The organism is Arthrobacter sp. R-11, from assembly GCF_049913155.1.
Taxonomy (GTDB): Bacteria; Actinomycetota; Actinomycetes; order Actinomycetales; family Micrococcaceae; genus Arthrobacter.
Window position 1 is genome coordinate 3,034,701 of record NZ_CP183979.1, and the last position, 26,533, is coordinate 3,061,233.

A 26,533-nucleotide genomic window follows, 5' to 3' on the forward strand; every position below is an offset into this window, starting at 1 on the left:
GCCACCCGGGAAAACTCCCGGCGTAGCCCGCCCAGGTGGTCACTCACCCAGGTGGTCACTCACCCAAACGCGTTGACGCCCGTCATGTCCGCGGATAGGGCCCACAGCCTTTGCGCCGCCTCCGGATCAACCGCGTGCGGGTCCACTCCCCTGTACCGCGCCAAGGGCGACGCCGGGTCCGTGGGCTCCGCAATGTCGCAGTCCTCGCAATACACGCCCCCCATGCCGGCCAACGCCGGGGACGTGGCTGTCCAAACAGACGTGGCGGCGCCTTGTTCGGGGGTTTTGAAGCCCTCCCTGACCTTGCCCTCGGCGTTCATCCACCCGGCCGCGATCATTTCTTCGCGCGCCAGGTGGCGCTGCAGTTCGGTCATGATCCCCCCGGGATGCACGGCGAATGCCCGTACCCCGCCTGCCTTGCCGAGCCGGTCAAGTTCGACGGCGAACAGCGCATTTGCCGTCTTGGCCTGGCCGTAGGCCTTCCATTTGTCGTAGCCGAGGCCGAAATTGATGTCCTCGAAACGGATGGGCGAGAGTTTGTGCCCGGTGGAGGACAAAGACACCACACGGGCCGAGCCGGCGGCGGACAGCGCAGGCCACAGCGTGTTGACCAGCGTGAAGTGGCCCAGGTGGTTGGTGGCGAACTGGGACTCCCACCCCGGCCCCACCCGCCGTTCCGGGCTCGCCATGATTGCTGCATTGTTGATCAGGATGTCGAGGGCCTCGCCGGAGGAACGGAACCATGCGGCGAATTCCTTGACGGAGGCCTGGTCTGCCAGGTCCAGCGCAGCCACCGCGACCGCGTCGGCCGGCAGGCCCGCGGAGTCGAGGACCTTCCGGGCATGTCCGGGGCGGCGTGCAGGCACGGTGACCCGGGCCCCGGCGGCGGACAGCGCCCTGACTGTCTCCAAGCCAAGTCCGGAGTAACCCCCGGTGACCACTGCGGTCTTCCCTGTCAGGTCAATGCCGGCGACAACTTCCATGGCGGTGGTGCCGTGGCCGAATCCCGAAGCAATGGGCCGCTGCGGTGTCCTGGAGTCCTTGCTCATCCTGCAACCTCGTGTTCTCCCGGCGTGGCCGGGGCTCAGTACACCGCCTTGTGCGGTTCCACCTCGCGCACCCAGGCCAGGATGCCGCCGTCGAGGTGCTTGATCCGGGTGTACCCGGCCTTGCGGGCGGCAGCCATCACCGCAGCGGAGCGTGCCCCGCTCTTGCAGTGGAACACGATGTCCTTGTCCTGCGGCAGCTCCGCCCAGGCTTCCCCGGCCAGGATCCTGCCCTGCGGGATCAGCACGGAGCCGTGGATGTTCACGATGTCGTGTTCGCCGCTCTCCCGGACGTCCACGAGTTCGAAGTCCCGGTCCCCCGCCTCGCGGGCTTCCAGCATGCCGGCCAGCTCGGTGGCGCTCACGGTGGGCACGCTGCCGGCGTCCACCACGGGGGTGATGCCGCAGAAGGCCTCGTAGTCGGTGAGTTCGGTGACCGGCTCCGCTTCGGGGTCCTTGGCCACCTTGATCTCGCGCCAGCTGCCGCCGAGCGCGTCGAAAAGCGCCACGCGGCCCAGCAGGGAGCGCCCGACGCCGGTGATGAGCTTGATTGCCTCGGTCACCATCAGGGAGCCGACGGCCGCGCACAGCATGCCGAAGACGCCTCCCTCGCCGCAGGAGGGGACCGAGCCGGCCGGAGGGGCTTCCGGGTACAGGTCCCGGTAGCTGGGACCGTGCTTGGCCCAGAACACGCTCACCTGGCCGTCGAAGCGGAAAATGGAGCCCCACACGTAGGGCTTGCCGAGGATTTCGGCGGCGTCGTTGACGAGGTAGCGGGTGGCGAAGTTGTCGGCACCGTCCAGGATGAGGTCGTAGCCGGCGAAGATGTCCAGGGCGTTCGAGGAATCCAGTCGCTCGTTGTGGAGCTGCACGGTGACCAGCGGGTTCAGTTCCCGGATGGCGTCCCGGGCGGACTCGATCTTGGGGCGGCCGACGTCGGACACTCCGTGGATGATCTGGCGCTGGAGGTTGCTCAAGTCCACGTCGTCGTCGTCGATGATGCCGATGGTGCCCACGCCAGCGGCGGCCAGGTAGAGCAGGGCCGGCGAACCGAGGCCGCCTGCGCCGATGACCAGCACTTTTGCGTTCTTCAGGCGGCGCTGACCCACCGAACCGATCTCCGGAATAATGAGATGGCGCGAGTAGCGCTCTACTTCTTCGGTGCTCAGTTCCGCGGCGGCGTCAACCAGGGGAGGCAGCGCGGCGGACGTGGTGGGGGCAGCAAATGCAGTAGCCATACTTCAATGTATGCCCGCCGCTGCCGACAGGTCATATTACCGGGACGTAAAGTGGTCATAACTGCAAAGGAAAGGCGGCAGACAAGTGGCTGAAAGCGCACGCACACAGCAGGTGGTACCGGCTAAGCAGGAGCGGAGCGGCGCAACGCGTTCCGCCAGGCTTCCGCGGGACGAACGCCGCGCGCAACTGCTCAGTGCCGCCTTGGAAGTGTTCGTGGCCAACGGCTTCCACGGCGCAGCCATGGACGAAATAGCCGAGACCGCACGGGTCAGCAAACCGGTCCTCTACCAGCATTTCCCGTCAAAACGCGAGCTCTACATGGCCCTGTTGGACAGCCATCTGGCCACGCTCACGGAGCTGATGCTCAGCGCCCTGAACTCCACCACGGACAACAAGCAGCGCGTGCAGGCGGTGATGCGCGCCTACTTCCAGTTCATCGCGGCCGACGACCAGGCCCACCGTCTGGTGTTCGAATCCGACCTGATCAACGATCCCGATGTCAGCTCCCGGCTTGAGACCTTCAACCGCACCTTCGCCGACGCCGTGGCGAAGGTCATTGCCGAAGACACCAAGCTGCCGCCTATGGAGGCCCAATTGCTGGGCCGCGGCCTGGCCGGAATGGCCCAGGTCAGTGCCCGGTACTGGCTGGAGACCGACGGCGGGCTGGACCTCGATGTGGCCAGCGAGTTGATCTACCGTTTAGCTTGGCGCGGAATCAGTCGCTTCCCCAAAGAGTCCTAGGCTAGAAATAGAGAACTGAGTAAACCCTAAACCGGCTGGGAGGCCTTGCTGTGGAAGTAAAGATCGGCATTCAGAACGTTGGCCGTGAGATCGTGCTGGAATCTGCGCTCGATGCCGAGGCCGTCGCGAAGATTGTCAGCGAAGCCATCTCCAAGGGCAGCGACCTGCGCCTGAGCGATGAAAAGGGCCGGCAGGTCATCGTCCCGGGCAGCGTCCTGGGCTATGTGGAGATCGGCGCCGAGGAAGTGCGCCGCGTGGGTTTCGGGGCCCTCTAAGACCTTTCTGCCAACCAGCCAGCCGGGAGGAAACATGCTTTCACTTGTCATTGTGGCCTTGGTCACCGTTGCCGCGGGCCTGATCGTCTGGGCGAACGACAAACGCCACGGCAAGTACGGCATCGCGCTCCCGGCGGGCGTGGCGCTGGCCGTCGGCATGCTGAGCTGGACGATCTTCATCATGCTCGGCTTCGGCTACCAGCCCGGCCTGACCTGGATCCCCTGGGTACTGCCCATGGTGATCGGAACGGCGGCCGCCGTGGCCGTCGTCCTCTATCTGGGACGGATCCGCACGGCACACGATACGGCGAAGCTGACCGCCGCCCTGCGTCTCTAGGCTCAGCCCGCAAGCAAGTGTGGCCACCAACCATCACGGTTGGTGGCCACATTGCGTTCAGGGTCAGCCGGCGGGAGGGAAACGCTCCGCTTGGGCCACGGCGCTGGCGGCCGCCGCAGCCTCGCTGCAGCGCCGCGCGGCGCGGATATCGCGGCCGGTGACTGCCGTGCCGGCGTCGTGGGAGGTGAACCGCAGGAACACCCGGTTGTAGCGCCAGTCCAGGTCCGGGTGGTGGTTCAGCTCCTCGGCGATCTGGCCGACGGCGGCAATCAGCTCCAGCGCGGCAGCGGACGTCGGCAGCTTGTAGACCGTCACGAGCCCGCCGGAGCGGTACTCCCAGTCCGGCAGGCCAGGCAGGGCTTCATCGATTTCCGCCTGGCTCAGGATGTCCTTCGCTTCGCTCATGGCACTCCTTGCAGAACCCGTCAGAGGAATTCGGCGCGGCCTTCCATTGCCGAGGAAGCCAAAGCGTGCTCGCGGCGCGGGATCCGGCCGGCCTGTTTCGCCAGCCTACCGGCCACCACGGCGTGTTTGAAGGCCTCCCCCATCTGCACCGGATTCTGGGCGCGGGTCACCGCGGTGGCCAGCAGCACGGCATCGCAGCCGAGTTCCATGGCGAGGGCGGCATCGGAGGCCGTGCCGATTCCGGCGTCGAGCACCACGGGAACGGAAGCCCGGGAGACGATGAGTTCGATATTGTGCGGGTTCAGGATGCCCAGGCCGGTGCCGATCGGCGCGCCAAGCGGCATCACCGCGGTGGCCCCGAGGTTCTCCAGCCGCAGGGCCAGCACGGGGTCGTCGTTCGTGTAGGCGAAGACCTTGAAGCCGCGGTTCACCAGTTGCTCGGTGGCGTCGACCAGTTCGACGGCGTCCGGCAGCAGGGTGTGTTCGTCGGCGATGACTTCCAGTTTCACCCAGTCGGTTTCGAGGGCTTCGCGGGCAAGCTCGGCGGTGAGCACGGCGTCCTTCGCGGTGAAACAGCCGGCTGTGTTGGGCAGGACGCGGATGCCGTTGTCCAGGAGCAACTGGAACAGGGACCCGGTCTCGGCGGGCGAATACCGCCGCATGGCCACGGTGGTCAGTTCGGTACCCGAGGCCAGCAGGGCGGCGCCCAGGCCGTCCAGGCTCGGTGCCCCGCCGGTGCCCATGATGAGCCGAGAGCCGAACTCGACGCCGTCGATCACCAGCGGATCGTTCTGTGTCCGGATGCTTGTGGTGGTCATGCTTCAGCCTCCCTGTACCGCGGTGACGATTTCGAGTTCGTCGCCCTCTGCGAGCGCCGTCGCTGCCCACTGGCTGCGCGGAACCACCTCGGCGTTGCGGGCGACGGCGACGCCGATCTTGCGTCCGTCCGTCGCCTGGCCGCTGGCGTCCAGGCCGCGCCCGGTGAGTTCCGTGACAAGGGTGGTGACCGAGGCGCCGTCGCCGATTGAACGGTGGTCCCCGTTGAGCTTGATGTTCATGCGTGTTCCTTGATGGTGGCTGGTGCTGGGTGGAGGGAGTTCGGGAAACGGTCGGGCCGGAACCTGGTCCAGCGTTCGTCGCGGCGGCCGTCCATGAGCCCCACGCAGATGGAGGCGGCCGCCGGGGTGAGCAGGACGCCGTGCCGGAAGAAACCGGTGGCGACGATCAGACCAGGCAGCTGCCCGCCGTCGCGGCCTGCACGCGGAGCGGCGGTGCCGACCCGGCCCAGGAGGGGCGCGTTGTCCGGGGTTCCGGGACGGGCACGGGCGGTGGATTCGAGCAGTTCCAGCTCCGCGACGGCGGGAAGCAGGACCTGGGCGTCGCGGAGCAACTGGTACACCCCGCCCGCGGACACGACGCTGGCCGAACTGGGCCCGTCCTCGCGCTGGCTTGCCCCGATCACCACCGTGCCGTCGTCGCGCGGGACGATGTACACGGGCACCCCGCGGACCAGGCCCCGGACCGTCGCCGTGAGCAAGGGCTGCAGGTGCCGTGGCACGCGCAGGCGCAGGATATCCCCGTACACCGGCCGCAGCGGCAAGACGAGCCCTTCCGGCAGGCCCTCCAGTGCGGAGGCGCCCAGACCGTTGGCCAGCACGGTTTCAGTGGCCCGGACCATTGCGCCGTCGGCCAGGAGCACCCCGGCCACCCTGGCGTCCTCTCCCTTTGCGTCTTCCCAAAGGAGCCCGGCGGCTGCCGTGTTGAGCAGGAAACCGTCTGTTACTCCGTCAACCCAGCTGGCGGCCTCCGGCGAGTGCCGCCCAAGGCTTTCGAGGATGGTTGCGGCAAGCCGGCGCGGGTCCACTTGGTGGTCTCCGGGAATTTCGAAGGCACAGGAAATCTGCGGGCTGAGCAGGGGCTCGCGTTCGCGGGCCTCGCGCAGCGGCAGGGCCCGGATCTCCAGGCTCAGGCCCAGCTGGACGTCCCGGAGGTCGGCGAAGGCCCGGCGGTCGGCGGCGTCCGCACCTACGGCGAGGGTCGGCGTCGTGCGGTATCCGGTGCCCCGCGCCGCGGACTGCAGACCTTCTACGAAGCCCGGCCAGAGCTGCGAGGAGGCGAGCATCAGCTCGAGGAGGTCTTCCTCCTGATAGTGCAGCTCGCTCACCGGTGCCAGCATGCCTGCCGCGGCGAAGGTTGCACCGGTCGCGGGGGCGGGGTCGATGACCACCACGGACCGTCCCGAGCGGCGGGCTTCATGGGCGATGCCGAGGCCTATGATGCCCGCACCGATGACCGCGACGTCGGCGGTGAGGGCGGGATTCCGGGGTGCCGGGTGAAGTGTGTCCATGGGTCCTTCCCTACGCCGGCATTAACCGGATCAGGTCAAGCGGTCGGCGCTGAAGCCCTCTCAGCCGGACGGTCTTATTACGACGGTCGCGGCTCCCGCAGTACCAGCCCAGTTTAGGGGAACTACTCTGGTTTCCATGACCCAGCATGTTCTGCACACCACTGCCCGCCTCTACCTGTGCACCGACGCCCGGAAGAAGCAGGGCGATTTCGAGCAATTCGTCGACGCCGCGTTCGAAGGCGGAGTGGACATCATCCAGCTCCGCGACAAGACGATCGAAGCGGCCGAGGAGCTTGAACTGCTGGAGGTCCTGCATGCGGTGGCCCACCGACACGGCCGCCTCTGGGCCGTCAACGACCGGGCGGACATCGCCTCCCTTTCCGGGGCCCCGGTATTCCACATCGGCCAGAAGGATCTTCCGCTGCGCTCGGCACGGAAACTGCTGCACGACCCCACGGTGATCGGCCTGTCGACCCACACCCCGGAACAGGTTGACGCCGCGATCGCCGCGTCTCCGGGCCGCAGCGGCCTGGATTATTTCTGCGTGGGTCCGGTGTGGGCAACGCCGACGAAGCCGGGCCGGGACGCGGTCGGTCTGGACCTGGTCAAGTACGCCGCGAATGCGGTGCACGCCGCCGATGAGGAACGGGTGGGCGGCGTCCAGCTGCCGTGGTTCGCCATCGGCGGCATCGATCACGGCAATGTGGAAGAGGTGGTGCAGGCCGGAGCCAGCCGCATCGTGGTGGTGCGGGCGATCACCGAAGCCAGCGACCCGACGGCGGCAGCGCAGTCGCTGCTCGCAGCCCTGCCCGAGGCTTAATGGGCCCGCAGTCACAATCGGTTCAATGACGACGGCGGCCGCCGCCCCGGGTGCTTATTGCACCTTGGGCGACGGCCGCCGTCGTTGTTTCAGCGGAAATGCTTAGGCGCCGTAGCGGGCGCCTTCAGGCTTGGACTCGATGACAGTCAGGACCAGCAGGATGATGCCGCCGACGAACGGGATCAGGCCCAGAAGGACGAACCAGCCGCTGCGGCCGGTGTCGTGCAGGCGGCGGACAATGATGGCCAGGTTCGGCACGAGGTGGGCAAGGCCCCAGAGGCCGGCCAACGCGCCGAAGAGCAGGGCCGCGGCAGGGAACGCCTGGGTTGCCGCCTGCTGCTCCGCAACGGTGGTGGCGGATGCGACGGATGCCGTATAGCCCGCCAGCACGACGTAATACGGAATCCAGAGCACGAAGTTGACAATCGCCTGGTACAGGGCGACCCACCAGTACTCGCTGCGGTTGGAACGCCCGGAGAATTCGGCGTAGCGCCGGTAGTACTGCTTGACGGCCTCTACGAAGCCGACCTGGGCGCGCGGGGCAAAGGTCCGCGGCGCCGCGTAGTAGGGCGGGACCGGGCCACCGTAAGGCTGGCCCGCCGGGTTCTCGTAACTCATTGAAGGATCTCCCTCGGATAATGGATGCGATGTGTGGCGAGGGAGCTGCTTATATCCCCCACCCGCAACACTAGACGCACAGGCACCACGAGGAAACAGTCTGCGCTTCCCATTGACGCAGGGCGCAATACTGCGCATCACGGCGTCGTTTCCAGCCCAATCCGGATCGGTTACCCTGACTTTCGTGTCACATCACCGGATAACCCCGAATGTCAGTAAGACGTCGAACCAGCTGGCGGAGGCACTCGCCGCGCTACGGACGGAACTGGAGCTGCCCGGGGACTTTCCACACGACGCCATTGCCGAGGCCAAGGAAGCCGTGGCCCGGCACTCCCTGCCACCGCTGGACCTCGACCACATCCCTTTCGTGACCATCGATCCTGCCAGTTCCACGGACCTCGACCAGGCGCTGCACATCGAGCGCGCCGGCGAAGGCTACAAGGTCTTCTACGCCATCACCGACGTCCCCTCCTTCGTTACCCCCGGCGGCGCCCTGGACGAGGAGACACGGCACCGCGGGCAGACGTTCTACGCCCCGGACGGACGGATCCCCCTGCACCCGGAGGTCATCAGCGAGCACGCCGGCAGCCTGCTGGCCGGGCAGCGCTGCGGCGCGTTTGTCTGGGAGTTCGCATTGGATGCCGCGGCGGAGGTCCGCTCGGCATCGGTGCGGCGGGCCAGCGTCCGCAGCCGGGCGAAGCTCAACTACCGCGACGTCCAGGCCGAGATCGACGCCGGCACGGCAGCACCGGTCCTGCAGCTGCTCAAGGAGGTGGGCCTGAAGCGCGTGGACCTGGAGCGCCGTCGCGGCGGAGCGAGCCTGAACATGCCGGACCAGGAGATCGCTGCCCTGCCGCTGGGCGACTACCGGATCGTGGCCGCGCCGTCACTGCCGGTGGAGGACTGGAACGCCCAGATCTCGTTGATGACCGGCATGGCGGCCGCCGAGCTGATGCTGGACGGCAAAGTGGGCATCCTGCGCACCATGCCCTCTCCGGACGAGCGCTCGCTGCTGCATTTCAAGCGCCAGACGGCAGCGCTCGGCAAGCCGTGGAGGGACGGCGACGGCGGCATGAGCTACGGCGAATACCTCCGGACTTTGGACCCCACTGACCCCAAGCAACTGGCCATCCTGCATTCGGCGGGCATGCTGTTCCGGGGGGCCGGCTACACCCCCTTCGACGGCGAGGTCCCCGGCTACGTGCTGCAGTCCGCCATCGGCGCACCCTACGCCCACGCCACCGCCCCGCTGCGGCGCCTCGTCGACCGCTTTGTCCTGGTGATCTGCGAGGCCCTGAGCAACGGCAACGGAATTCCCGCATGGGCCCGCGAGGCGCTGCCGGCGCTGCCGGCGATCATGGCCACGTCTGACCAACTGGCCGGCAGGCTCGAGCGGCTGGCGCTGGACACCGTGGAGGCCGCGCTGCTCGTGAGCCATGTGGGCGAGGAGTTCGACGCCGTCGTCATCTCCGGCTCCAAGCCGAACGGATCCAAGCCGAACGGCAACAATGGCAACGGGAACGGCAACGGCCGCCCCTCCGGCGTCGTGCAGATCGCCGAACCAGCAGTCACCGCCCGCTGCGAGGGCGAGATGGAATCCGGCACCAAGGTCCGTGTGCGGCTACTGGCCGCCGATATCAACACCCGGCAGATTTCCCTCGAACTGATCGGCTGACGTGGCGTCTTCAGCGGGCCAAGCGGAGAAACCGTTACACTTGACCCGTAGTAATGGATGCCCGGTCGTTGATTCATTTCCTTTTTGACTCAACAAGCCCGCACCTACGCGATCTTGAGATTTGCCCGCTGGTCACCAGTGCCAGTATTCAGATAGCCCGCGATCGGCTTCCACTGGACCTGCTTGCGCCCCTCCGTGCTCCGGAACGGCTCCGCCGGAACCGTCGAGCACACAGCGCAGCCCAAATGAATAAGGAAACTCCCCTGTGAGTGAATTGCACACCCATGAAGTCCTAAGTGACGGCAACGAATCGATCGAACCCGAGGAAACCATCACCTCGGACGAAACGCCCCACGAGATCGAAGAGAAATCCTTCGCCGACTTCAACGTCCGTGCCGACATCGTGGAATCGCTGGCCGACGCCGGCATCACCCACCCCTTCCCTATCCAGGCCATGACCCTTCCGGTCGCCTTGGGCGGCCATGACATCATCGGCCAGGCCAAGACCGGCACCGGAAAGACCCTCGGCTTCGGCATCCCGGCCCTGCAGCGCGTCGTCGGCCAGGACGACCCCGGCTACGAAAAGCTCGCCGTCCCGGGTGCCCCGCAGGCACTCGTGATCGTTCCCACCCGGGAGCTCGCGGTGCAGGTGGCCAACGACCTCCAGACCGCGTCCCGCAAGCGCAACGCACGCATTGCCACCATCTACGGCGGCCGCGCCTACGAACCGCAGATCGAGGCCCTGCAGAAGGGCGTCGAGCTCGTTGTCGGCACCCCGGGGCGCCTGATAGACCTCTACAAGCAAAAGCACCTGAGCCTGAAGAACGTCAAGATCGTTGTCCTCGACGAGGCCGACGAGATGCTGGACCTCGGCTTCCTGCCCGACGTCGAGACCCTGATCGCAGGCACCCCGGCGGTACGCCAGACGCTGCTGTTCTCCGCCACCATGCCCGGCCCGGTCATCGCGATGGCCCGCCGCTACATGACGCAGCCCACCCACATCCGCGCCGCCGACCCCAATGACGAGGGGCTGACCAAGCGCGATATCCGCCAGCTCATCTACCGTGCGCACAGCATGGATAAGACCGAGGTCGTCTCCCGCATCCTGCAGTCGAAGGGCCGCGGACGCACCATCATCTTCACGAAGACCAAGCGCACCGCCGCGAAGGTGGCCGAGGAACTGGTGGACCGCGGTTTCGCAGCCGCCGCCATCCACGGCGACCTCGGACAGGGCGCCCGCGAGCAGGCCCTGCGTGCCTTCCGCAACAACAAGGTGGACGTCCTGGTGGCCACTGACGTCGCCGCCCGCGGCATCGACGTCGAAGATGTCACGCACGTCATCAACTACCAGTGCGTGGAAGACGAAAAGATCTACCTGCACCGCGTCGGCCGTACCGGCCGGGCCGGCAACAAGGGCACCGCCGTCACCTTCGTCGATTGGGACGACGTTCCGCGGTGGGCCCTCATCAACAAGGCCCTGGGCCTGAACGTGCCTGAGCCGGTGGAGACTTATTCCTCCTCGCCGCACCTGTACACCGACCTGGACATCCCGGAGGGCACCAAGGGCCGCCTGCCGCGCGACAAGCGGGTGCTGGCCGGCGTCGACGCCGAGGTCCTGGAGGATCTTGGCGAGACCGGCAAGAAGAACTCCCGTTCCGGCGGCCGTGGCGGAAAGTCCGACGGCGGACGCCGCCAGGGCGGTTCCGGCGGCTCCGCGTCCAAGGACAGTGACGGCGGCCGTACCCGTACCCGTCGCCGCCGCAGCGAAGGTGAGGCAGCACCGTCGGAGGGCGCAGTCCGTTCCGCCGCCTCGGCCGATGCCCCGCAGTCCGGTGAAGGCACCGGCGAGAAGCCGGCGCGCACCCGCCGTGCCCGCACCCGCCGCCGCAACGGCGAGGTTGTCTCCTCCGCCGCTGAGAACGCCGAGGCATAAACGCCTCAATGACTGACACTGTTTGGGCGCCGGACGGCAGCAACCTGGTGGTGCATGCGGACAACGCCGCGTTCCTCCCCACGCTGCCGGACGGCGCCTTCACACTGATCTACGTCGATCCGCCCTTCAACACGGGCAGGGTGCAGCGCCGCCAGGAAACCCGGATGGTCCGCAACGCCGACGGCGAAGGCGACCGGCTTGGCTTCAAGGGCCGGTCCTACGACACCATCAAGGGCGCCCTGCACAGCTACGACGACGCCTTCAGCGACTACTGGTCTTTCCTGGAGCCCCGGCTGCTCGAGGCCTGGCGGCTGCTGTCCGAGGACGGCACCCTGTACCTGCACCTGGACTACCGCGAGGTGCACTACGCCAAGGTGATGCTCGATGCGATCTTCGGCCGGGAATGCTTCCTCAACGAGATCATCTGGGCCTACGACTACGGGGCACGGGCAAGGAACCGCTGGCCCACGAAGCACGACAACATCCTTGTCTACGTGAAGAACCCGGCGAAGTACCATTTCGACAACGACGAAGTGGACCGGGAGCCCTATATGGCTCCCGGCCTGGTCACAGAGGCCAAGCGGAAAAAAGGCAAGCTGCCCACGGACGTCTGGTGGCACACCATCGTGTCCCCGACCGGCAAGGAGAAGACCGGTTACCCGACGCAGAAGCCCGAAGGGCTGGTGCGCCGGATCGTTTCGGCCTCAAGCCGGCCCGGGGACTGGTGCCTTGACTTCTTCGCAGGGTCCGGGACGCTCGGTGCGGTCGCCGGGAAGCTTGGCCGCAGGTTCGTCTGCGTGGACCAGAACGCCCCCGCAATCGACATCATGCGCAAGCGCTTGGACGGCAAGGCCGAGTTCGTGGAGCAAGCGGCCGACGAAGCCGCAGTCTGATCACACCAACCCGCTGATCACGCCAACCCGCGGTTCCCCTGATTACAGCAGTTCACACCGTCAGAGGCACGCCACCTGGATGCCGTGCTCGGTTTGGCGGTTGTCCACTACGACGTTGGCGCACCTGTTCGCCAACAGTGCGACGGCGTCACCGTTCATGTAGTTCCCCTGCTGGCCGGCCGGAGTGACATGGTCCGTCACGCCGATGAGCGTCAACGATCCCGGCGGAACAAAGATCCACACATCGGGCTCAAAGGGAAGCACCACCCAGTTTCCCTGCACATAGACGGTGCCGATATCGGTTTGCACCGCCGTGGCGTGGGAGGTATCCACGGGCCTGCTGGCATTTTCACAGTGCAGTGCCTGTGCTGCCGGGGCGATGAACATCAACGCGAAGAATGCTGCGCCGACAGCAATGATTTTCCTGATCACAATGACTCCTCTGGGTGCAGAGACCAACAGTGTCCAGCCTCGGCCGATGGCCGCTCCCCAGCATCGGAAACACTACTCGGGCGCGACCCCAAGTCAAGGCATTTCAGGGCCGCACCACGCGGCAGCCCGTGCCCAATTCCTCGATTTGTGCCAGCACCTCCGGGCTGGTGACGTTTTCCCCCAGCACGTTCACCTTGCCCTTGCCGTGGTAGTCGGAGGAACCGGTCATGAACAGCCCGTTCTCCGAGGCGAAACGGCGCAGGAACGCCCTGCCTTCTTCCGGGTTGTCCCGGTGCTCGACCTCCAGGCCCAGCAGGCCGGCGTCGGCCATTTCGTGGTAGGTGCGCTCCCCCACCACCCGGCCGCGCGCGGACGCCACAGGATGAGCGAACACCGGCACCCCTCCTGCGGCCCGGACGAGTTCGACGGCGAACGCCGGCTCCGGCGCGTAGTGCTGTACGAAGTAGCGCGAGCGGGAGCTGAGGATTGCACTGAAGGCTTCCGTGCGGTCGGCGACCGCGCCCGCCGCCACCAACGCATCGGCGATGTGCGGCCGGCCCACCGTCGCACCCGGGGCCACATGGTGGATGACGTCGTCCCAGCTCAGCGGGTAGTCCTCCGCCAGCAGGCTGACCATGCGCTGGGCACGGGTCAGCCGGGCGTCCTTGGATTTGGTGATTTCCTCCAGGAGGCCGGGATGCGCGGGGTCGTGGAGGTAACTCAGCAGGTGGACGCTGATTCCCTCCGCGGTGCGGCAGGAGATCTCCATGCCGGGAACCAAGGCCACGCCGTGTTCCAGGGCCGCCACGGAGGCCTGTGCCCAGCCATCGGTGGAGTCGTGATCGGTCAGCGCCACCACGTCCAATCCGGCCGCCGCGGCTGAGCGGATCAGCTCGCCCGGGGTCTCGGTTCCGTCCGAAACGTTGGAGTGGGTGTGCAGGTCGATCTTCACTTTCCCAGCCTAATCCCCACCGCCTCCCAAACCTCGCTGCGCTCGGTTTGGGCCCCTCGGCGGCGTGGGCCCTTGCAAGGGCCTGCACGTCCCGCTCCGGGCCCGGACCGTCGCGTTGGCCCGCGCCGTGGGCAGATGGGAACATGGGAGCGTGAACGATGCAGAAAACACCCAAAATTCAGCTGAGCAGCCCTTGGAAGACCGCGTCAACAACCGGTCCCAGCGCCCCACATCCGATGCCTTCAAGGCCTTCATGGCCAGCAATTGGGCACCCGCCGCGCAGGTGACCCCTGCGCGCGATGCCGTTGCAGACCATGCTGCCGCCCGCCGTCGGGCAATCTCCGAGAAGTTCGCAGGCGAACGGCTCGTCATTCCGGCCGGCCCCCTGAAGGTCCGTTCCAACGACACCGACTACCGCTTCCGCCCGCATTCGGCCTTCGCCCACCTGACCGGCCTCGGCCTGGACCACGAGCCCGACGCTGTGCTCATCCTGGAACCCGTCGAGGAAGGTAGCGGCGACGACGGCGGCAACCACCGCGCGGCCCTCTACTTCCGCCCGCTTGCCGGCCGGGACACCGAACAGTTCTACGCCGATGCCCGCTCCGGGGAATTCTGGATCGGCGCCCGCCCCACGCTCGCCGAATTCGAAGCGCGGCTGCGCCTGCCGACGGCACACATCGACGAGCTCGAGGTTGCCATCACCAAGAACGTGGGCGCCCCGGAAATCGGCGGAATCTCCATCCGCCTGGTCCGCAAGGTCGACGACAACATTGACGCACTCGTGGACACGGCCCGCTACAACACGGCCAAGGACCCGGAAAACCTGGACCTCGCGGAGCTGGACGCCCTGGACGAACTCCTCAGCGAGGCCCTCTCCGAGCTGCGCCTGCTCAAGGACGAGTGGGAAATCGAGCAGATGAAGACTGCCGTGGCCGCCACGGTGGCCGGCTTCGCCGACGTCGTCCGCGCCCTGCCGCGCGCACTGACGCACGAGCGCGGGGAGCGCGTCGTCGAAGGCGCCTTCTTCGCCCGCGCCCGCGAAGAGGGCAACGAGCTCGGCTACGACACCATCGCGGCCTCCGGCAACAACGCCACTGTCCTGCACTGGACCCGCAACAACGGCAAGGTCAACGCCGGCGAACTGCTGCTGCTGGACGCGGGCGTCGAGGCCGAGTCGCTGTACACCGCGGACGTCACCCGCACCCTTCCCGCCAACGGCACTTTCTCCGATGTTCAGCGCAAGGTCTACGAGGCCGTGCTGGACGCCGCCGACGCCGGTTTCGCCGCCGCGCAGCCGGGCGCGAAGTTCCGTGACATCCACGCCGCGGCCACCAAGGTCCTGGCCGAGCGCCTGGCCGAGTGGGGCCTGCTACCGGTCTCCGTGGAGGAGGCCATCAGCCCCGAGGGCCAGCAGCACCGCCGCTGGATGCCGCACGGTACCAGCCACCACCTGGGCCTGGACGTCCACGACTGCGCGCAGGCCAAGCGCGAACTGTACCTTGACGGCATCCTCACCGAAGGCATGGTGTTCACCATCGAACCCGGCCTGTACTTCAAGAACGAAGACCTCGCCATTCCGGCGGAGTACCGCGGCATCGGCGTACGGATCGAGGACGACATCCTCATGACGGCCGACGGCCCGGTCAACCTGAGCGCAGCCCTGCCGCGCAAGGCAGAGGACGTCGAAGCCTGGATGGCGGGCATCTACCAGGACGCCGAGTAGTCCGGACGGACATGTCCGTCTCCCCGTCACGGGAATGGACATAACACCCATATGTCCATTCCCTGCTGCCGACAGGGGACATGTCCACCTGGGATCGGGTGGACATGTCCACCTGGGATCGGGTGTGGACGGACGCCAAAGGGGCGGGCCACCGGAAGTCCTTCCGGTGGCCCGCCCCTTTCGTTGTCCCTGGCAGTTGGATGCCCGACGGCGGCTACTGCTGCCGGTGCGCGTCCTCGCCTTCGGCGTCCTGGCTGCCGTCTTCGTGGCCGGCGCCGCCCGGCTGGGCGGCTTCCGGATGCGCAAGCGCTGCGGGAGCCTCGCCGGGTTCCACGCGGATGCCATACTGCGGCCGCCCGTCCGGAAGGTCCCGGTAATGCGCCGAGCCGGGCGCGGGGGCTGCCGCCGGGGGCTGTGCAGCCGCGGCGGCGGGCTGTGCCGCCGGCGTTCCGGCCTGCGCGGCGTCGCCGCCCTCCTGGGTTCGCTGCCCATAAGGGTCGCGCCATGCGGCAGGGCGTTCCGGTGCCTGCCCCGGCTCCTGGTAGGGCGGCTGGTACGGCTGTTGCTGGGGCGGAGCCTGCTGGCCCTGGTGGCTGTAGGGCTGCGGAGCACCTGCGGCCTGGGCCGGATTCATCGGCAGCTGGTGGAGCAGGCGGCGGGCTTCCTGTGCCGCTTCGTAGGCCACGATGACGTCGTAGTTGCTGGCAACCACCTGGCTGGTGGAGGTGAAGTCGCGCTTGCCGCGCTGCATGGCATAGGTGACGATCCCGAACAACATGAAGAACGCTGCACCCATCAGCACCGAGGTGATGATGGAGAACGCCCCGCCGGTCGGAGAGAAGAAGGAAAGCATGACGCCCACGAACAGGCCGAACCACATGCCGCTCAAGGCACCGGACAACGCCACCCGGGGGTAGCTCAGCCGTCCGGTCACCCGTTCCACCATCTTGAGGTCGTTTCCCACAATGGAGACATGCTGGACAGGGAACTGCTGGTCCGCCAGGTAGTCCACCGCCTTTTGGGCATCAAGGTACGAGGTGTAGGAGCCAACGGTGTCGCCCTGGGGGACGCTCCGGGACTCCTCCGTGGCCTTGGGTGCACCGAAAATGTTTGCCATAGCCCCATTCTGTCGCATGCACATGTGCGTCGGCTGAAATTCAGCTAAAAGAGAGCAGACTCGGTAGCCTGTAAAGGTGAGCACACAACCTTCCCGCGTCTTTGTCGCGCGCCTGCTCGGCCTCGATGTTTTCGACCCCCTGGGCGATCGTCTTGGCCGCTTGCGCGATGTCGTCGTGCTCTCCCGCGGGACCCGCGGCGCACCGCACGTAGTGGGCATCGTCGTCGAGGTTCCGGGGAAGAAACGGGTCTTCGTGCCGATGACCAGGATCACCTCCATCGACCAGACCCAGATCATCTGCACGGGCCTGGTGAACCTGCGCCGCTTTGAACAGCGCGGCGCCGAAACCCTTGTGGTCGCCGAAATGTTCGACCGCCGCGTCACCCTCGCAGACGGCAGCGGGGACGCCACCATCGAAGACATCGCCATGGACCAGCACCGTTCCAAGGACTGGTTCGTCAGCAAGCTGTTTGTCCGCCGGGGCCACTCGCTTTCCCCGCTCAGCCGGTTGCGCCGCAACGAGACCATGATCATCGACTGGGCGGATGCCCAGCAGGGTGCCCGCACCGAACCGCAGGCCGCCACCCAGTTCGTGGCAACGCACGAGGACCTCAAGCCGGCCGACTTCGCCGAGGCCCTGCAGGAGATGAGCGACAAGCGCCGCCTTGAGGTCGCCAGCGAACTCCAGGACGAACGCCTCGCCGACGTCCTCCAGGAACTCCCGGAGGACGACCAGGTGGAGATCCTTTCCGCCCTCGACGTCGAACGCGCCGCCGACGTGCTGGAAGAAATGGATCCGGACGACGCCGCCGACCTCCTCGCCGAGCTCCCCACCGCCCAGGCGGAGGAACTGCTCCAGCTCATGGAACCGGACGAGGCCGAGGACGTCCGGCGCCTGCTCGAATACGACGAGGACACCGCCGGCGGCCTCATGACCCCCGTGCCGGTGATCCTGCCGCCCGAAGCAACAGTGGCCGAGGCCCTCGCCCACGTCCGCCGCGAAGAACTCTCCCCCGCCTTGGCTTCCTCGATCTTCATCACCCGCCCTCCCTTGGAGACGCCCACGGGCCGCTTCCTCGGCGTCGTGCATATCCAACAGCTGCTGCGCTTCCCGCCGCCGGAACCGCTCGGCAACCTGGTGGACAAGAACCTGGAGCCGCTGTCAGACCACGCGCATATCAGCGAGGTCGCCCGGACCCTGGCCACCTATGACCTCAATTCCCTTCCGGTCGTTGACGACGCCGGCCGCCTGGTGGGGGCGGTGACTGTTGATGACGTGCTGGATCACCTGTTGCCCGATGACTGGCGCGCCCATGAGGATGACGCCCCTGTGAAGAAGCTTGGAGGCCGGATTGGCTGACAACACCCCGCCCAAGCCCGGTTCCCGCAGCGGCAAGCTGCCCTCGTTCGGAGGCCTCGACACTCCCCTGAGCGGCCGCAAACGGATCCTGCCTACGTTCCGCCCGAACCCGGACGCCTTCGGCAACGCCACGGAAGGCTTCGCCCGCTTCATGGGCACGCCGCAGTTCCTGGTCTACATGACTGTCTTCTGTCTCTTCTGGTTGGGCTGGAACAGCTTCGCCCCGCAGGAGTGGCAGTTCGACCGCATGGATCTGGGTTTCACGCTCCTGACTCTTATGCTGTCCCTCCAGGCTTCCTATGCCGCTCCCCTGCTGCTGCTCGCCCAGAACCGGCAGGATGACCGCGACCGGGTCTCGCTGCAGCAGGACCGCCAGCAAGCCGCACGCAACCTGGCCGACACTGAATACCTGACGCGGGAACTGGCTTCCCTGCGCATCACGCTGCGCGAGGTCGCCACCCGCGACTACGTCCGCGCGGAACTGCGCTCCATGCTGGAGGACCTGCTGGAGGCGCAGGAGGAGCTCCGTGCCCATGAGACGGCGGACAGCGGCGAGGGCGAAAGTCCCCGCGAAAAGGTCAAGGAAAAGCTGAGGGAGAAGCGGGACAAGCAACGGAACCCGCGCACCCAGCAGATCCCCAAGGTCCGCCCCCAGCACTCCACCGGGCAACTGCCTGGCGGGAACCAGCCCGAAAGCCGGCACTGAAACACATGAGCACACCGTCCCAAGAGGCACTCGACGCCGCCCTGGCAACTGTCATCGACCCCGAGCTCCGCCGGCCCATCACCGAGCTCGGAATGCTGGAGTCGGTCCGCGCGGATGCCTCCGGCACTGTCCACGTGGCCGTGCTGCTGACCATCGCCGGCTGCCCGCTTCGGGACACCATCACCGCCGACGCCACGGCAGCACTTTCGCGCGTCCCCGGCGTCACCGGCGTGGACGTGGAACTGAAGGTCATGGACCAAGCCCAGCGCGACGCCCTCAAGGAGCGGCTCCGCGGCCCCGGCGGGCAACGCGGCATCCCGTTCAACCAGCCCGGTTCCCTCACGAAGGTCTACGCCGTCGCGAGCGGCAAGGGCGGTGTGGGGAAGTCCTCGGTGACGGTCAACCTTGCCTGCGCCCTGGCGGAACGCGGCCTGCGGGTGGGCATCGTCGACGCCGACGTCCACGGATTCTCCGTGCCCGCGCTCATGGGCATCACCCAGCCGCCCACCCGCGTGGACGACATGATCCTGCCCCCTGTGGCCTTCGGGGTGAAGGTGATCTCCATCGGCATGTTCGTCGAAGGGAACAAGCCGGTCGCCTGGCGGGGCCCCATGCTGCACCGGGCGCTTGAGCAGTTCCTCACCGACGTGTACTTCGGCGATCTGGACGTCCTGTTCCTGGACCTTCCGCCCGGCACCGGGGACATCGCGATCTCCGTCGCCCAGCTGCTGCCCGGCGCAGAAATCCTGGTGGTCACCACCCCCCAGGCGGCCGCCGCGGAAGTCGCCGAGCGTGCGGGCACCATCGCTGCCCAGACGGGCCAGAAGGTGGCCGGCGTCGTGGAGAACATGTCGTTCCTGGAAATGCCCGACGGCGGCCGGATGGAACTGTTCGGAAGCGGCGGCGGGGAGCTCCTCGCGAAGCGGCTCGGAGCAGTGGTTGAAAGCGACGTTCCGCTGCTGGGCCAGATCCCGCTGGACATCCGGCTCCGCGAAGGCGGGGACGCGGGACGGCCCGTGGTGTTGGCGGCGCCGGAGACGGCCGCGGCCCAGGCGCTGCAGGACATTGCCGGCAGGATCCAGGCCAGGCCGCGGGGACTGGCGGGGATGCCGCTGGGAATCCAGCCGCGCTAGGCGGGCTTCCCCTCGTTTGAAATCCGGGGCTAGGTGGCTTCGCTGTCGAAGGGGGCGGCTTCGCCCTCGGCGAGCCGCTCCACCACCCGGGCGGGCTGCTGCGGAGCCGGTTCGGCCGCGACGGCGGCAACCGCTGCGGCAGGTGCGCCCGCGCTGACCGGCTTCGTGTCGTCGTCGAGCAGCGCTTCCTTGATGATGCGGCGCGGGTCGTACTGGCGCGGGTCGTACTTCTTCCAGTCGACCTCGTCGATGTCGATGCCGACTTCTTCCTTGATCTGCTCCCGGGCGCCCGAAGCCATGCGGCGCACTTCCTTGACCAGATTTGCCAGTTTCTGGGTGTATTCGGGCAAGCGGCTGGGACCGATCACCAGAACACCGATGATCAGCAGGAGCAGAAACTCCGGGCCATTGATTCCAAACACGCTACGAAGATTACCCTGTCCGTTGCCTTGCTCAGAAACCAGCGAGGTTGGCCAGGGTGCGAAGTCCGCGCCGGACCCTGTCCTGCCAGTTGTCCGGAGTTCCGGCGGCAGGAGGAAGCATGGAATCACCCGCACGCACGAGCTCCGGGACGGCGTCGTCAGCCTTCTCCGCGGGCAGGTCGGAGGCATAGCTCAGCAGGGCCGCCGGAGAGCGGTAGACAGCCTCCCAGCGGGTTCCGTGGCTGACTGAGAGCCTGGCGCCGGAGGCCGTGTTTCCCTGGAAATGCTGTTCAACAACAGTTGCGTGATGCGTGCCGTCGGTCAGTTCCAGCTCGACGGCGGGACGGCCGTCCTGCATGGTGGCCCTTGCGGACACCACCCGGAAACCCATGCCGGAGAGTTCCGGACATGCCCAGCCCTTGTTGCGCAGTTCGGCCAGTTGAGCGGCGCTCAGGGCCACGCTGCCGTCCTTCACCGTGGCATCTCCGGGGACGTTCCCGGGGACGGTGGGTTCGAGGGAAAGGTTGCCGGCCAGGGACGCACCCACCAGGCTGCGCACTTCACGATCCGCCGCGCCGGCCGCCTCAGGACGCACGTCACCGGCCACCACGTAGGCTGCAGCGGCGAGCGCCCCGGCACTGACCAGCAATCCTCCGGCAGCAATCCCTGCCGCCCTGAAAACGAGGACGGTGCGGCGCGTGCTGGGGGCCCGCCCCATGCCGGCATCGCCTGATTCGGCAATCCTGCGAGTCTGTTCAATTAGCCGTGCCGTAAGTTCCTGGCTGGCTTCGGGCACGCTCGCCTTCCGCAACCGCTCCAGGTACTGGCGTTCGCGGAGCACCTCGGACTGGCATTGCGCACAGCCTTTGAGGTGTTCCGGTGTCCGCTTGTGCCGCAGGCCACGCCCGGGCGCTGGCCGCCGCCCGTTCAGCAAACCCATGGCGACCTCAATGCAGTCCGGCGATCCGGGGCATCTTCAGCCGCGGCGCGCGGGCCTTGGCGGGTCGAGGGTCGCGGTGCGCGAGCTTCTCGCGCAGCATGGTGCGGCCGCGGTGGATCCGCGACCTGACGGTGCCAAGCTTGACGCCCAGCGCCTCGGCGACCTCATCGTAGGAGAGGCCTTCAAGGTCGCAGAGGACGACGGCGGCCCGGAAGTCCGGCGGGAGTTCCTCGAGGGCGCGCTGGACGTCGAGGTCCAGGTTGTTCAGTTCGAAGCTCTGCTCCGGCCCCGGTTCCTGGCCGGGAAGGCGTGATTCGGCGTCCTCGGCCAGCGCGTCGAAGCGGATCCGGCTCTTGCGCCTCGCCTGGTCCAGGAAGAGGTTCGTGGTGATGCGGTGGAGCCAGCCGTCCAAGGTGCCCGGCTTGAAGTTCTCCAGGGAACGGAACACGCGGACGAAGACCTCCTGGGTGAGGTCTTCGGCGTCGAACTTGTTTCCCGTGAGGCGGTAGGCAAGGCGGAAGACCTTGGCGGAATGGTTCTCCACCACTTCCTCCCAGCTGGGCGCGACCCATTCCGCGCTTGTCTGTTCTGCGCCGGTGGCTTCCGCGGCTGTTGTACGGAATTGCGCAGCAATTTCTGCCGGCATCGTCCGCTCCCCTCGCACCCTGTGGTCACCCGGTGCTATGGTGCCGCCACCGCTCGGGTGGCTGGAAAAATATCATCGCAGGATTCGCTGGGAGTTTCCTGACTGCGGCCGGTTTTCTCCTCAGGGCTGATTTTCCCGCCCGGGTACCAGACACAGTCGCGTTGTACCCGGTGGAGCCGGTCCCGCGGCCCCGCACCAAGTAGGCTTGGGAGGACAATCCCCTTTGCCCGGAAAGCGAAATCCCATGAGTGCCGACAAGTCAAGCAGCTGGTCCTACGCAGAAGACTTTCCTGCCGAGGACGAGGTGCTGCTCCGCGCCCGGGAACGCTCCTTCGAACTTGGAGTGACTGCAGTCAGCGCGGGAGTCGGCGCGGTGCTGACCGTGCTGGCCGCGGCCTCGAAGGCCCAGACCGTGGTGGAGGTCGGCTCCGGGGCTGGCGTCTCGGGAGTCTGCCTGCTTCGCGGACTCGGTCCGCAGGGCGTCCTGACGACCATCGATACCGACGTCGAACACCTCAAAGCGGCGCGCGAGGCCTTCCTCGAGTCCGGCAGCCCGGCGAACCGCACCCGCACCATTTCCGGGCGGGCAGCGGACGTGCTCCCCCGGCTGACTGACTCGGCATACGACCTGGTGTTCATCGACGCCGACAAGGCGAACTTCCCTGTCTACGTCGAGCAGGCGGTGCGGCTCCTGAAGCGGGGCGGCACCCTAGTGGTCAACGACGCCCTCGACAAGGACCGTGTCTCCAACCCCGCTGCGCGGGATGCCACCACGGTTGTCCTGCGGCAGGTCGGCAAGGCAATCCGCGACGACGAGCGCCTCGCCTCGGCGATTCTGCCGACGGGCGACGGCCTGCTGGTGGCCGTGAAGAAGTAGCGCCGCAAACGAGCGTCAAACAAAAAAGCAGGGCCCCGGCTCCTCGCCGGGCCCTGCCCTGTAAGAACTATTCAGTAACGCCTACCAGGCATTCCTTCAGGTTCGCCGCTTCCGCTGCGTTCAGCTCGACAACGAGCCGTCCTCCGCCTTCGAGCGGCACACGCATGATCAGGCTGCGGCCCTCTTTGGTTACTTCCATAGGGCCGTCGCCTGTACGTGGTTTCATAGCCGCCATTAGGAAAATCCCCTCCAGTTGTCCCAAATCTGCCAGCCCGGCCGGGCTGGCTCCGCGCGGCAAGTGCAGCTTCGGCAGCTACGACCCAAGGGCCGTCGTCGCCGGGTGCCCGGAGGCACCCCCTGACCTTGCTTGTGTCCATTATCCCGTAATTACCCGTGCGTAGCTAATCGAATGGATTTACTGGAGGTGCCGCATGGGCCCTGTGGAGCCCCGGATCGACGCGGATCCTAGGGCGGATAGTCACCGCCGCCAGGCAATTGTGCCCAGGCCCAAAGCCACACGATCCAGACGATCTGGAGGAGGATAAACATCACGGTCACGGTTCCCCGGTAGGCACGGGAACGCGAGAGCAGGGCTGCCCCCAGCGCCAGTGGAAACAGCGGAAGCAGCATCCGGAAAGTGCTCGTCTGCGGATGGAGGAACACCAGCAGGTAGCCCATGTAGCAGGCGCACCAGAGGCGCAGTTCAGTGCCGAGTGCGCGCGCCGGCGGGCTCATCAGCATCAAGGCAAAGAGTCCTGCGAATACGAACGGCGCCAGGATGCCGAGCACCGGACCGAACAAGGTCTGGCCGGTATCGAACCAGGGTTTGAAGGGCACAAGGTCATCGCCGCGCCAGGCGGTCTCCGTCCGGGTGTAGGCCCGGATGTCCCCGGTCCGCGCCCATGCCAGGAGCGGCCAGGCAAGCGCGCCGGCAGCGCTGACGACGGCCAGCGCCCCGAGAGCCGCCAGTTCCTTCGTTCCCGGCACATTGCCGCCGGCAGCGTCAGCCCGGCCACGCACAAACTTCAGCCAGCATTGGTAGGCCAGGAAAAGCCCCACCATCGCCGCGAAGGGCACGCCTGTGGGCCGCGAAAGGCACATGAGCACAACCACGGGCATGGCGGCCAGGTATCTGCGCCGCACCACCAGCAGGAGCGAGGCGGCCAGCAGCAGCAGGTTCAGCGGTTCGGCGTAGGGCACTTGCAGGACCGCCGAAACCGGGAAGGTCGAGAAGAACACCACGCCCCACAGGGCCGTACCACGGTCCGCGAATTCCCTGAAGAGCAGGAACACCACCAGGGCTGCACCGAGCCCGGCCAGCATCGCGACAATGGTGAGGGCTGGCAGGATCCCGAGGCCGGTGAGCATCGACAAACCCCGGCCCAAAGCAGGGAACAAGGCGTAGAAGGCCCAGGTGTTCTCCTCCACCGAGCCATCAGCATTGAGCGGCAGCACCGACGGGTAGCCGTTTTGGGCGGCCTGCGCATACCAATGACCGTCCCAGATACTGATGAAATCCCAATACCCCGGCGAGGGGGGATACCAGGGGTTGATTCCCTGGTGCAGCGCCGCCGCCATGAAGATGCAGGCGCTGACGATCCGGGCGGCGAGGTAGACGAGGGACACCTGGAGCCACCACGGCCAGACCGCCGCCAGGCGCAGCAGGCCGCCACCGCGCCGGAGGCCGCTTCCCGGCAGTTCCGTCCGGAAGGAGCGGCTCACGTCCCGGTGTCCCCGTCATGGGAGCCGGCAGCCTCCAGGAACCGTTTGAGGCCGCTGATCTCGGCGTCCTTAGCCGCAAGTTGCTCGCGCAGATCATCGAGCACCTGGTCCACCTGGTCCATGCGGTAACCCCTCAGCGCAAGGGCGAAACGCACGGCGTCGACGTCGGACGGGCTTGCGTTCTCCGGAAGCAGTACCGGCGGGAGGTTGGGCACGGTTTCATCCAGCCCGACGGCGGACCCGCCGCCGCGCAAGGCGCCGGTCGCCAGGAACGCCGCGGCGCCCACGACCACCACCGCCAGGAAAACCAGGAAGAAGCTCACAACCCCCATCGTGCCAGACCTTGGCCGGGACTACTCCGGCCGCTGGTCGCCGTTGCTCGACGGCGGACGCGGGATTCCGTGCAACACGCGGTGTACGGCGTCGGCGGGGTCGTCCACCAGCTGGATGAGGTCCAGGTCCTTTTCGGACACCATCCCCTCCTTCACCAGCGTCTCCCGGATCCATTCGATCATGGGGCTCCAGAAATCCACGCCCAGCAGCACGATCGGGAAGGAGGTGACCTTGCGGGTCTGCACGAGGACCATTGCCTCGAACAGTTCATCGAGGGTCCCGAGCCCGCCGGGCAGGACGATGAAGCCCTGGGCGTACTTGACGAACATGGTCTTGCGGGCGAAGAAGTACCGGAAGTTGATTCCCAGGTCCACCCAACGGTTGAGGCCCTGCTCGAACGGCAGTTCGATGCCAAGGCCGACCGAGACTCCATTGCCCTCGACCGCACCCTTGTTGGCCGCTTCCATGGAACCCGGACCCCCGCCGGTGATCACGGCGACCCCTGCCTCAGCCAGGTGGCGACCCACCTGCACGCCCATCTCATAAAAGGAACTGCCGGGCTTGGTACGGGCAGAGCCGAAGACACTGACGGCCGGTCCGAGTTCAGCCAGTGCCCCGAACCCTTCAACGAACTCGCTCTGGATTCGCAGGACGCGCCAGGGGTCGGTGTGGATGAACTGGTCCGGTCCGCGGGTGTCCAACAGCCGCTGGTCCGACATCGGCGCCGCGGCCTGTTTCCGGCGGAGCTCCAGCGGCCCTTTGTGTTTCGCAGGCGCTTCCGCGATGAAGGCCGGTGCGGGCACAACGGCGCCCTGTTTGCCGTTCGCGTCCCGGGCCGGAGGCGGTGTCTGTCCTGAAGGCTGGCTGGTGCTCATTGACCAAGGCTATTACGTCTTCCTGCCCAGCAAGTTCCCGCTGGAAGGGGGTGTTGCGGCACGCCCGGGCAGAGGTATCTGTTCAGTCACGATCTGCGGAAAGTTGCTGTGATCCGGATCATCTTTGGAGATTTCTTCGCTAGATTCGTCCTATGACTACTCAAGCGTCCGGCGATGCGCTCGTCTCACTGAACGGTGTCAACAAGCACTACGGCCAGCTGCACGTCCTCAAAGACATCAACCTCCAGGTCCGCAAGGGCGAGGTGGTGGTGGTCATCGGTCCGTCGGGGTCGGGCAAGTCCACCCTGTGCCGCGCCATCAACCGGCTGGAAACGATCGATGCCGGCGACATCTCGATCGATGGCAAGCACCTCCCGGAGGAAGGCAAGCAGCTGGCACACCTGCGGGCCGACGTCGGGATGGTCTTCCAGTCCTTCAACCTCTTCGCACACAAGACGATCCTGGAGAACGTCACCCTCGGCCCCATCAAGGTCAAGGGCATGAACAAGGCCGAGGCGGAGAAGGAGGCCATGAAGCTGCTCGAACGCGTCGGCGTCGGGCACCAGGCCCCCAAGCTTCCCGCCCAGCTCTCCGGCGGCCAGCAGCAGCGCGTCGCGATCGCCCGCGCCCTGGCCATGAAGCCCAAGGTCATGCTCTTCGACGAACCGACCTCGGCCCTGGACCCCGAAATGATCAACGAGGTCCTGGACGTCATGGTCCAGCTCGCCAAGGAAGGCATGACCATGATCGTGGTCACCCACGAGATGGGCTTCGCCCGCAAGGCCGCGGACCGGGTGGTCTTCATGGCCGACGGCCAGATCGTCGAGGACGCCACGCCCGAGGAATTCTTCACCAACCCGCAAAGCAACCGGGCCAAGGACTTCCTCTCCAAGCTGCTGACCCACTAGTCCGAGCAACACCTTGATCCGTTCCACATTCGCACCCAGGCCGCATCCCCGGCCCAAT

30 protein-coding genes and 1 riboswitch are annotated in these 26,533 nt (G+C 66.9%); of the genes, 13 read left to right on the plus strand and 17 right to left on the minus strand.

What is annotated here, in order from left to right:
• Positions 1 to 59 precede the first annotated feature (59 nt).
• Complete coding sequence (locus tag ACN9M4_RS13665) at positions 60 to 1,049, minus strand: SDR family NAD(P)-dependent oxidoreductase (protein WP_426298744.1); 990 nt, start codon at positions 1,047 to 1,049, stop codon at positions 60 to 62.
• A 35-nt stretch (positions 1,050 to 1,084) separates the two neighbouring features.
• Positions 1,085 to 2,284: a molybdopterin-synthase adenylyltransferase MoeB gene (moeB, locus tag ACN9M4_RS13670; RefSeq protein ID WP_426298746.1), complete on the minus strand. Its 1,200-nt coding sequence runs from the start codon at positions 2,282 to 2,284 to the stop codon at positions 1,085 to 1,087.
• Positions 2,285 to 2,369: 85 nt separating this feature from the next.
• Between moeB and ACN9M4_RS13675 the strand changes: the two genes are divergently transcribed.
• Genes ACN9M4_RS13675 through ACN9M4_RS13685 form a run of 3 tightly spaced genes read left to right on the plus strand, consistent with a single transcriptional unit; the run spans position 2,370 to position 3,638 of the window.
• Positions 2,370 to 3,026: a TetR/AcrR family transcriptional regulator gene (locus tag ACN9M4_RS13675; protein WP_426298748.1), complete on the plus strand. Its 657-nt coding sequence runs from the start codon at positions 2,370 to 2,372 to the stop codon at positions 3,024 to 3,026.
• Between the two features lie 50 nt (positions 3,027 to 3,076).
• Positions 3,077 to 3,301: a DUF3107 domain-containing protein gene (locus tag ACN9M4_RS13680; RefSeq protein ID WP_120520018.1), complete on the plus strand. Its 225-nt coding sequence runs from the start codon at positions 3,077 to 3,079 to the stop codon at positions 3,299 to 3,301.
• A gap of 34 nt (positions 3,302 to 3,335) precedes the next feature.
• Complete coding sequence (locus ACN9M4_RS13685) at positions 3,336 to 3,638, plus strand: hypothetical protein (RefSeq protein WP_426298750.1); 303 nt, start codon at positions 3,336 to 3,338, stop codon at positions 3,636 to 3,638.
• Between the two features lie 63 nt (positions 3,639 to 3,701).
• Here ACN9M4_RS13685 and ACN9M4_RS13690 read toward each other — a convergent pair whose 3' ends face one another.
• From ACN9M4_RS13690 to ACN9M4_RS13705, 4 genes are all read right to left on the minus strand, one after another.
• Positions 3,702 to 4,043, minus strand: coding sequence for a 4a-hydroxytetrahydrobiopterin dehydratase (locus ACN9M4_RS13690; protein WP_426298752.1), 342 nt, complete (start codon positions 4,041 to 4,043; stop codon positions 3,702 to 3,704).
• A gap of 20 nt (positions 4,044 to 4,063) precedes the next feature.
• Positions 4,064 to 4,861 (minus strand): thiazole synthase, encoded by a 798-nt coding sequence (locus tag ACN9M4_RS13695; RefSeq protein ID WP_426298754.1) that lies wholly within the window; start codon positions 4,859 to 4,861, stop codon positions 4,064 to 4,066.
• A 3-nt stretch (positions 4,862 to 4,864) separates the two neighbouring features.
• Positions 4,865 to 5,101: a sulfur carrier protein ThiS gene (gene thiS, locus ACN9M4_RS13700; RefSeq protein WP_115787935.1), complete on the minus strand. Its 237-nt coding sequence runs from the start codon at positions 5,099 to 5,101 to the stop codon at positions 4,865 to 4,867.
• Positions 5,098 to 6,390 carry an FAD-dependent oxidoreductase gene (locus ACN9M4_RS13705; RefSeq protein WP_426298756.1) on the minus strand — a complete coding sequence of 431 codons (1,293 nt, stop codon included), beginning with the start codon at positions 6,388 to 6,390 and terminating at the stop codon, positions 5,098 to 5,100. The genes thiS and ACN9M4_RS13705 overlap by 4 nt, the downstream gene beginning before the upstream one ends.
• Positions 6,381 to 6,499: riboswitch (TPP riboswitch) on the minus strand. It overlaps the preceding gene by 10 nt.
• 27 nt (positions 6,500 to 6,526) lie before the next feature.
• Here ACN9M4_RS13705 and thiE point away from each other — a divergent pair.
• Complete coding sequence (gene thiE, locus ACN9M4_RS13710; protein ID WP_426298758.1) at positions 6,527 to 7,210, plus strand: thiamine phosphate synthase; 684 nt, start codon at positions 6,527 to 6,529, stop codon at positions 7,208 to 7,210.
• 102 nt (positions 7,211 to 7,312) lie between these two features.
• On the opposite strand, the gene ACN9M4_RS13715 is transcribed toward thiE, so the two are convergent.
• A complete protein-coding gene (locus tag ACN9M4_RS13715; protein WP_426298760.1) occupies positions 7,313 to 7,828 on the minus strand; it encodes a DUF805 domain-containing protein in 516 nt (171 codons plus the stop codon).
• Positions 7,829 to 8,012: 184 nt separating this feature from the next.
• Here ACN9M4_RS13715 and ACN9M4_RS13720 point away from each other — a divergent pair, with 184 nt between their 5' ends.
• The 3 genes from ACN9M4_RS13720 (at position 8,013) to ACN9M4_RS13730 (ending at position 12,329) form a co-directional block, all read left to right on the plus strand.
• Positions 8,013 to 9,503, plus strand: coding sequence for an RNB domain-containing ribonuclease (locus ACN9M4_RS13720; RefSeq protein WP_426298762.1), 1,491 nt, complete (start codon positions 8,013 to 8,015; stop codon positions 9,501 to 9,503).
• A 265-nt stretch (positions 9,504 to 9,768) separates the two neighbouring features.
• Complete coding sequence (locus ACN9M4_RS13725) at positions 9,769 to 11,436, plus strand: DEAD/DEAH box helicase (protein ID WP_426298764.1); 1,668 nt, start codon at positions 9,769 to 9,771, stop codon at positions 11,434 to 11,436.
• A gap of 8 nt (positions 11,437 to 11,444) precedes the next feature.
• Complete coding sequence (locus tag ACN9M4_RS13730; RefSeq protein WP_426298766.1) at positions 11,445 to 12,329, plus strand: DNA-methyltransferase; 885 nt, start codon at positions 11,445 to 11,447, stop codon at positions 12,327 to 12,329.
• A 60-nt stretch (positions 12,330 to 12,389) separates the two neighbouring features.
• Here the strand turns inward: ACN9M4_RS13730 and ACN9M4_RS13735 are convergent, their stop codons facing one another.
• Positions 12,390 to 12,761: a hypothetical protein gene (locus ACN9M4_RS13735; RefSeq protein WP_426298768.1), complete on the minus strand. Its 372-nt coding sequence runs from the start codon at positions 12,759 to 12,761 to the stop codon at positions 12,390 to 12,392.
• A gap of 103 nt (positions 12,762 to 12,864) precedes the next feature.
• Positions 12,865 to 13,713, minus strand: a complete 849-nt coding sequence (locus tag ACN9M4_RS13740) for a PHP domain-containing protein (protein ID WP_426298770.1) — start codon at positions 13,711 to 13,713, stop codon at positions 12,865 to 12,867.
• Positions 13,714 to 13,864: 151 nt separating this feature from the next.
• On the opposite strand from ACN9M4_RS13740, the gene ACN9M4_RS13745 reads away from it, so the two are divergent.
• A complete protein-coding gene (locus ACN9M4_RS13745) occupies positions 13,865 to 15,436 on the plus strand; it encodes an aminopeptidase P family protein (protein ID WP_426298772.1) in 1,572 nt (523 codons plus the stop codon).
• A 214-nt stretch (positions 15,437 to 15,650) separates the two neighbouring features.
• Here the strand turns inward: ACN9M4_RS13745 and ACN9M4_RS13750 are convergent, their stop codons facing one another.
• The gene (locus ACN9M4_RS13750; RefSeq protein WP_426298774.1) at positions 15,651 to 16,553 is read right to left on the minus strand and encodes a general stress protein; all 903 of its coding nucleotides are present in this window, start codon (positions 16,551 to 16,553) and stop codon (positions 15,651 to 15,653) included.
• A gap of 76 nt (positions 16,554 to 16,629) precedes the next feature.
• On the opposite strand from ACN9M4_RS13750, the gene ACN9M4_RS13755 reads away from it, so the two are divergent.
• From ACN9M4_RS13755 to ACN9M4_RS13765, 3 genes are read left to right on the plus strand one after another with little or no spacing between them, the layout of a single operon-like run.
• On the plus strand, positions 16,630 to 17,913 hold the full coding sequence (locus ACN9M4_RS13755; RefSeq protein ID WP_115787945.1) for a magnesium transporter: 1,284 nt from the start codon (positions 16,630 to 16,632) through the stop codon (positions 17,911 to 17,913).
• The gene (locus ACN9M4_RS13760) at positions 17,894 to 18,619 is read left to right on the plus strand and encodes a DUF1003 domain-containing protein (protein ID WP_426298776.1); all 726 of its coding nucleotides are present in this window, start codon (positions 17,894 to 17,896) and stop codon (positions 18,617 to 18,619) included. Before ACN9M4_RS13755 ends, ACN9M4_RS13760 begins: the two co-directional genes overlap by 20 nt.
• A gap of 5 nt (positions 18,620 to 18,624) precedes the next feature.
• Positions 18,625 to 19,752 (plus strand): Mrp/NBP35 family ATP-binding protein, encoded by a 1,128-nt coding sequence (locus ACN9M4_RS13765; protein WP_426298778.1) that lies wholly within the window; start codon positions 18,625 to 18,627, stop codon positions 19,750 to 19,752.
• 29 nt (positions 19,753 to 19,781) lie between these two features.
• Here ACN9M4_RS13765 and ACN9M4_RS13770 read toward each other — a convergent pair whose 3' ends face one another.
• The 3 genes from ACN9M4_RS13770 to sigE are packed head-to-tail and all read right to left on the minus strand — an operon-like array spanning position 19,782 to position 21,760.
• Positions 19,782 to 20,174 carry a Sec-independent protein translocase TatB gene (locus tag ACN9M4_RS13770; RefSeq protein ID WP_426298780.1) on the minus strand — a complete coding sequence of 131 codons (393 nt, stop codon included), beginning with the start codon at positions 20,172 to 20,174 and terminating at the stop codon, positions 19,782 to 19,784.
• Positions 20,175 to 20,205: 31 nt separating this feature from the next.
• On the minus strand, positions 20,206 to 21,114 hold the full coding sequence (locus ACN9M4_RS13775; protein WP_426298782.1) for a hypothetical protein: 909 nt from the start codon (positions 21,112 to 21,114) through the stop codon (positions 20,206 to 20,208).
• 7 nt (positions 21,115 to 21,121) lie between these two features.
• Entirely contained in the window at positions 21,122 to 21,760 is a 639-nt protein-coding gene (sigE, locus tag ACN9M4_RS13780) for an RNA polymerase sigma factor SigE (protein ID WP_426298784.1), read from the minus strand.
• Positions 21,761 to 22,004: 244 nt separating this feature from the next.
• Between sigE and ACN9M4_RS13785 the strand changes: the two genes are divergently transcribed.
• Entirely contained in the window at positions 22,005 to 22,637 is a 633-nt protein-coding gene (locus tag ACN9M4_RS13785) for an O-methyltransferase (RefSeq protein ID WP_426298786.1), read from the plus strand.
• 67 nt (positions 22,638 to 22,704) lie between these two features.
• On the opposite strand, the gene ACN9M4_RS13790 is transcribed toward ACN9M4_RS13785, so the two are convergent.
• The 4 genes from ACN9M4_RS13790 to ACN9M4_RS13805 form a co-directional block, all read right to left on the minus strand.
• Positions 22,705 to 22,872, minus strand: a complete 168-nt coding sequence (locus tag ACN9M4_RS13790; RefSeq protein ID WP_009357720.1) for a DUF3117 domain-containing protein — start codon at positions 22,870 to 22,872, stop codon at positions 22,705 to 22,707.
• 230 nt (positions 22,873 to 23,102) lie between these two features.
• Complete coding sequence (locus ACN9M4_RS13795; RefSeq protein WP_426303479.1) at positions 23,103 to 24,335, minus strand: hypothetical protein; 1,233 nt, start codon at positions 24,333 to 24,335, stop codon at positions 23,103 to 23,105.
• Between the two features lie 20 nt (positions 24,336 to 24,355).
• Complete coding sequence (locus ACN9M4_RS13800; RefSeq protein WP_426298788.1) at positions 24,356 to 24,691, minus strand: DivIVA domain-containing protein; 336 nt, start codon at positions 24,689 to 24,691, stop codon at positions 24,356 to 24,358.
• Positions 24,692 to 24,712: 21 nt separating this feature from the next.
• The gene (locus ACN9M4_RS13805; RefSeq protein ID WP_426298790.1) at positions 24,713 to 25,567 is read right to left on the minus strand and encodes a TIGR00730 family Rossman fold protein; all 855 of its coding nucleotides are present in this window, start codon (positions 25,565 to 25,567) and stop codon (positions 24,713 to 24,715) included.
• Positions 25,568 to 25,719: 152 nt separating this feature from the next.
• Between ACN9M4_RS13805 and ACN9M4_RS13810 the strand changes: the two genes are divergently transcribed.
• Complete coding sequence (locus tag ACN9M4_RS13810) at positions 25,720 to 26,475, plus strand: amino acid ABC transporter ATP-binding protein (protein ID WP_426298792.1); 756 nt, start codon at positions 25,720 to 25,722, stop codon at positions 26,473 to 26,475.
• The last annotated feature ends 58 nt before the right edge of the window (positions 26,476 to 26,533 follow it).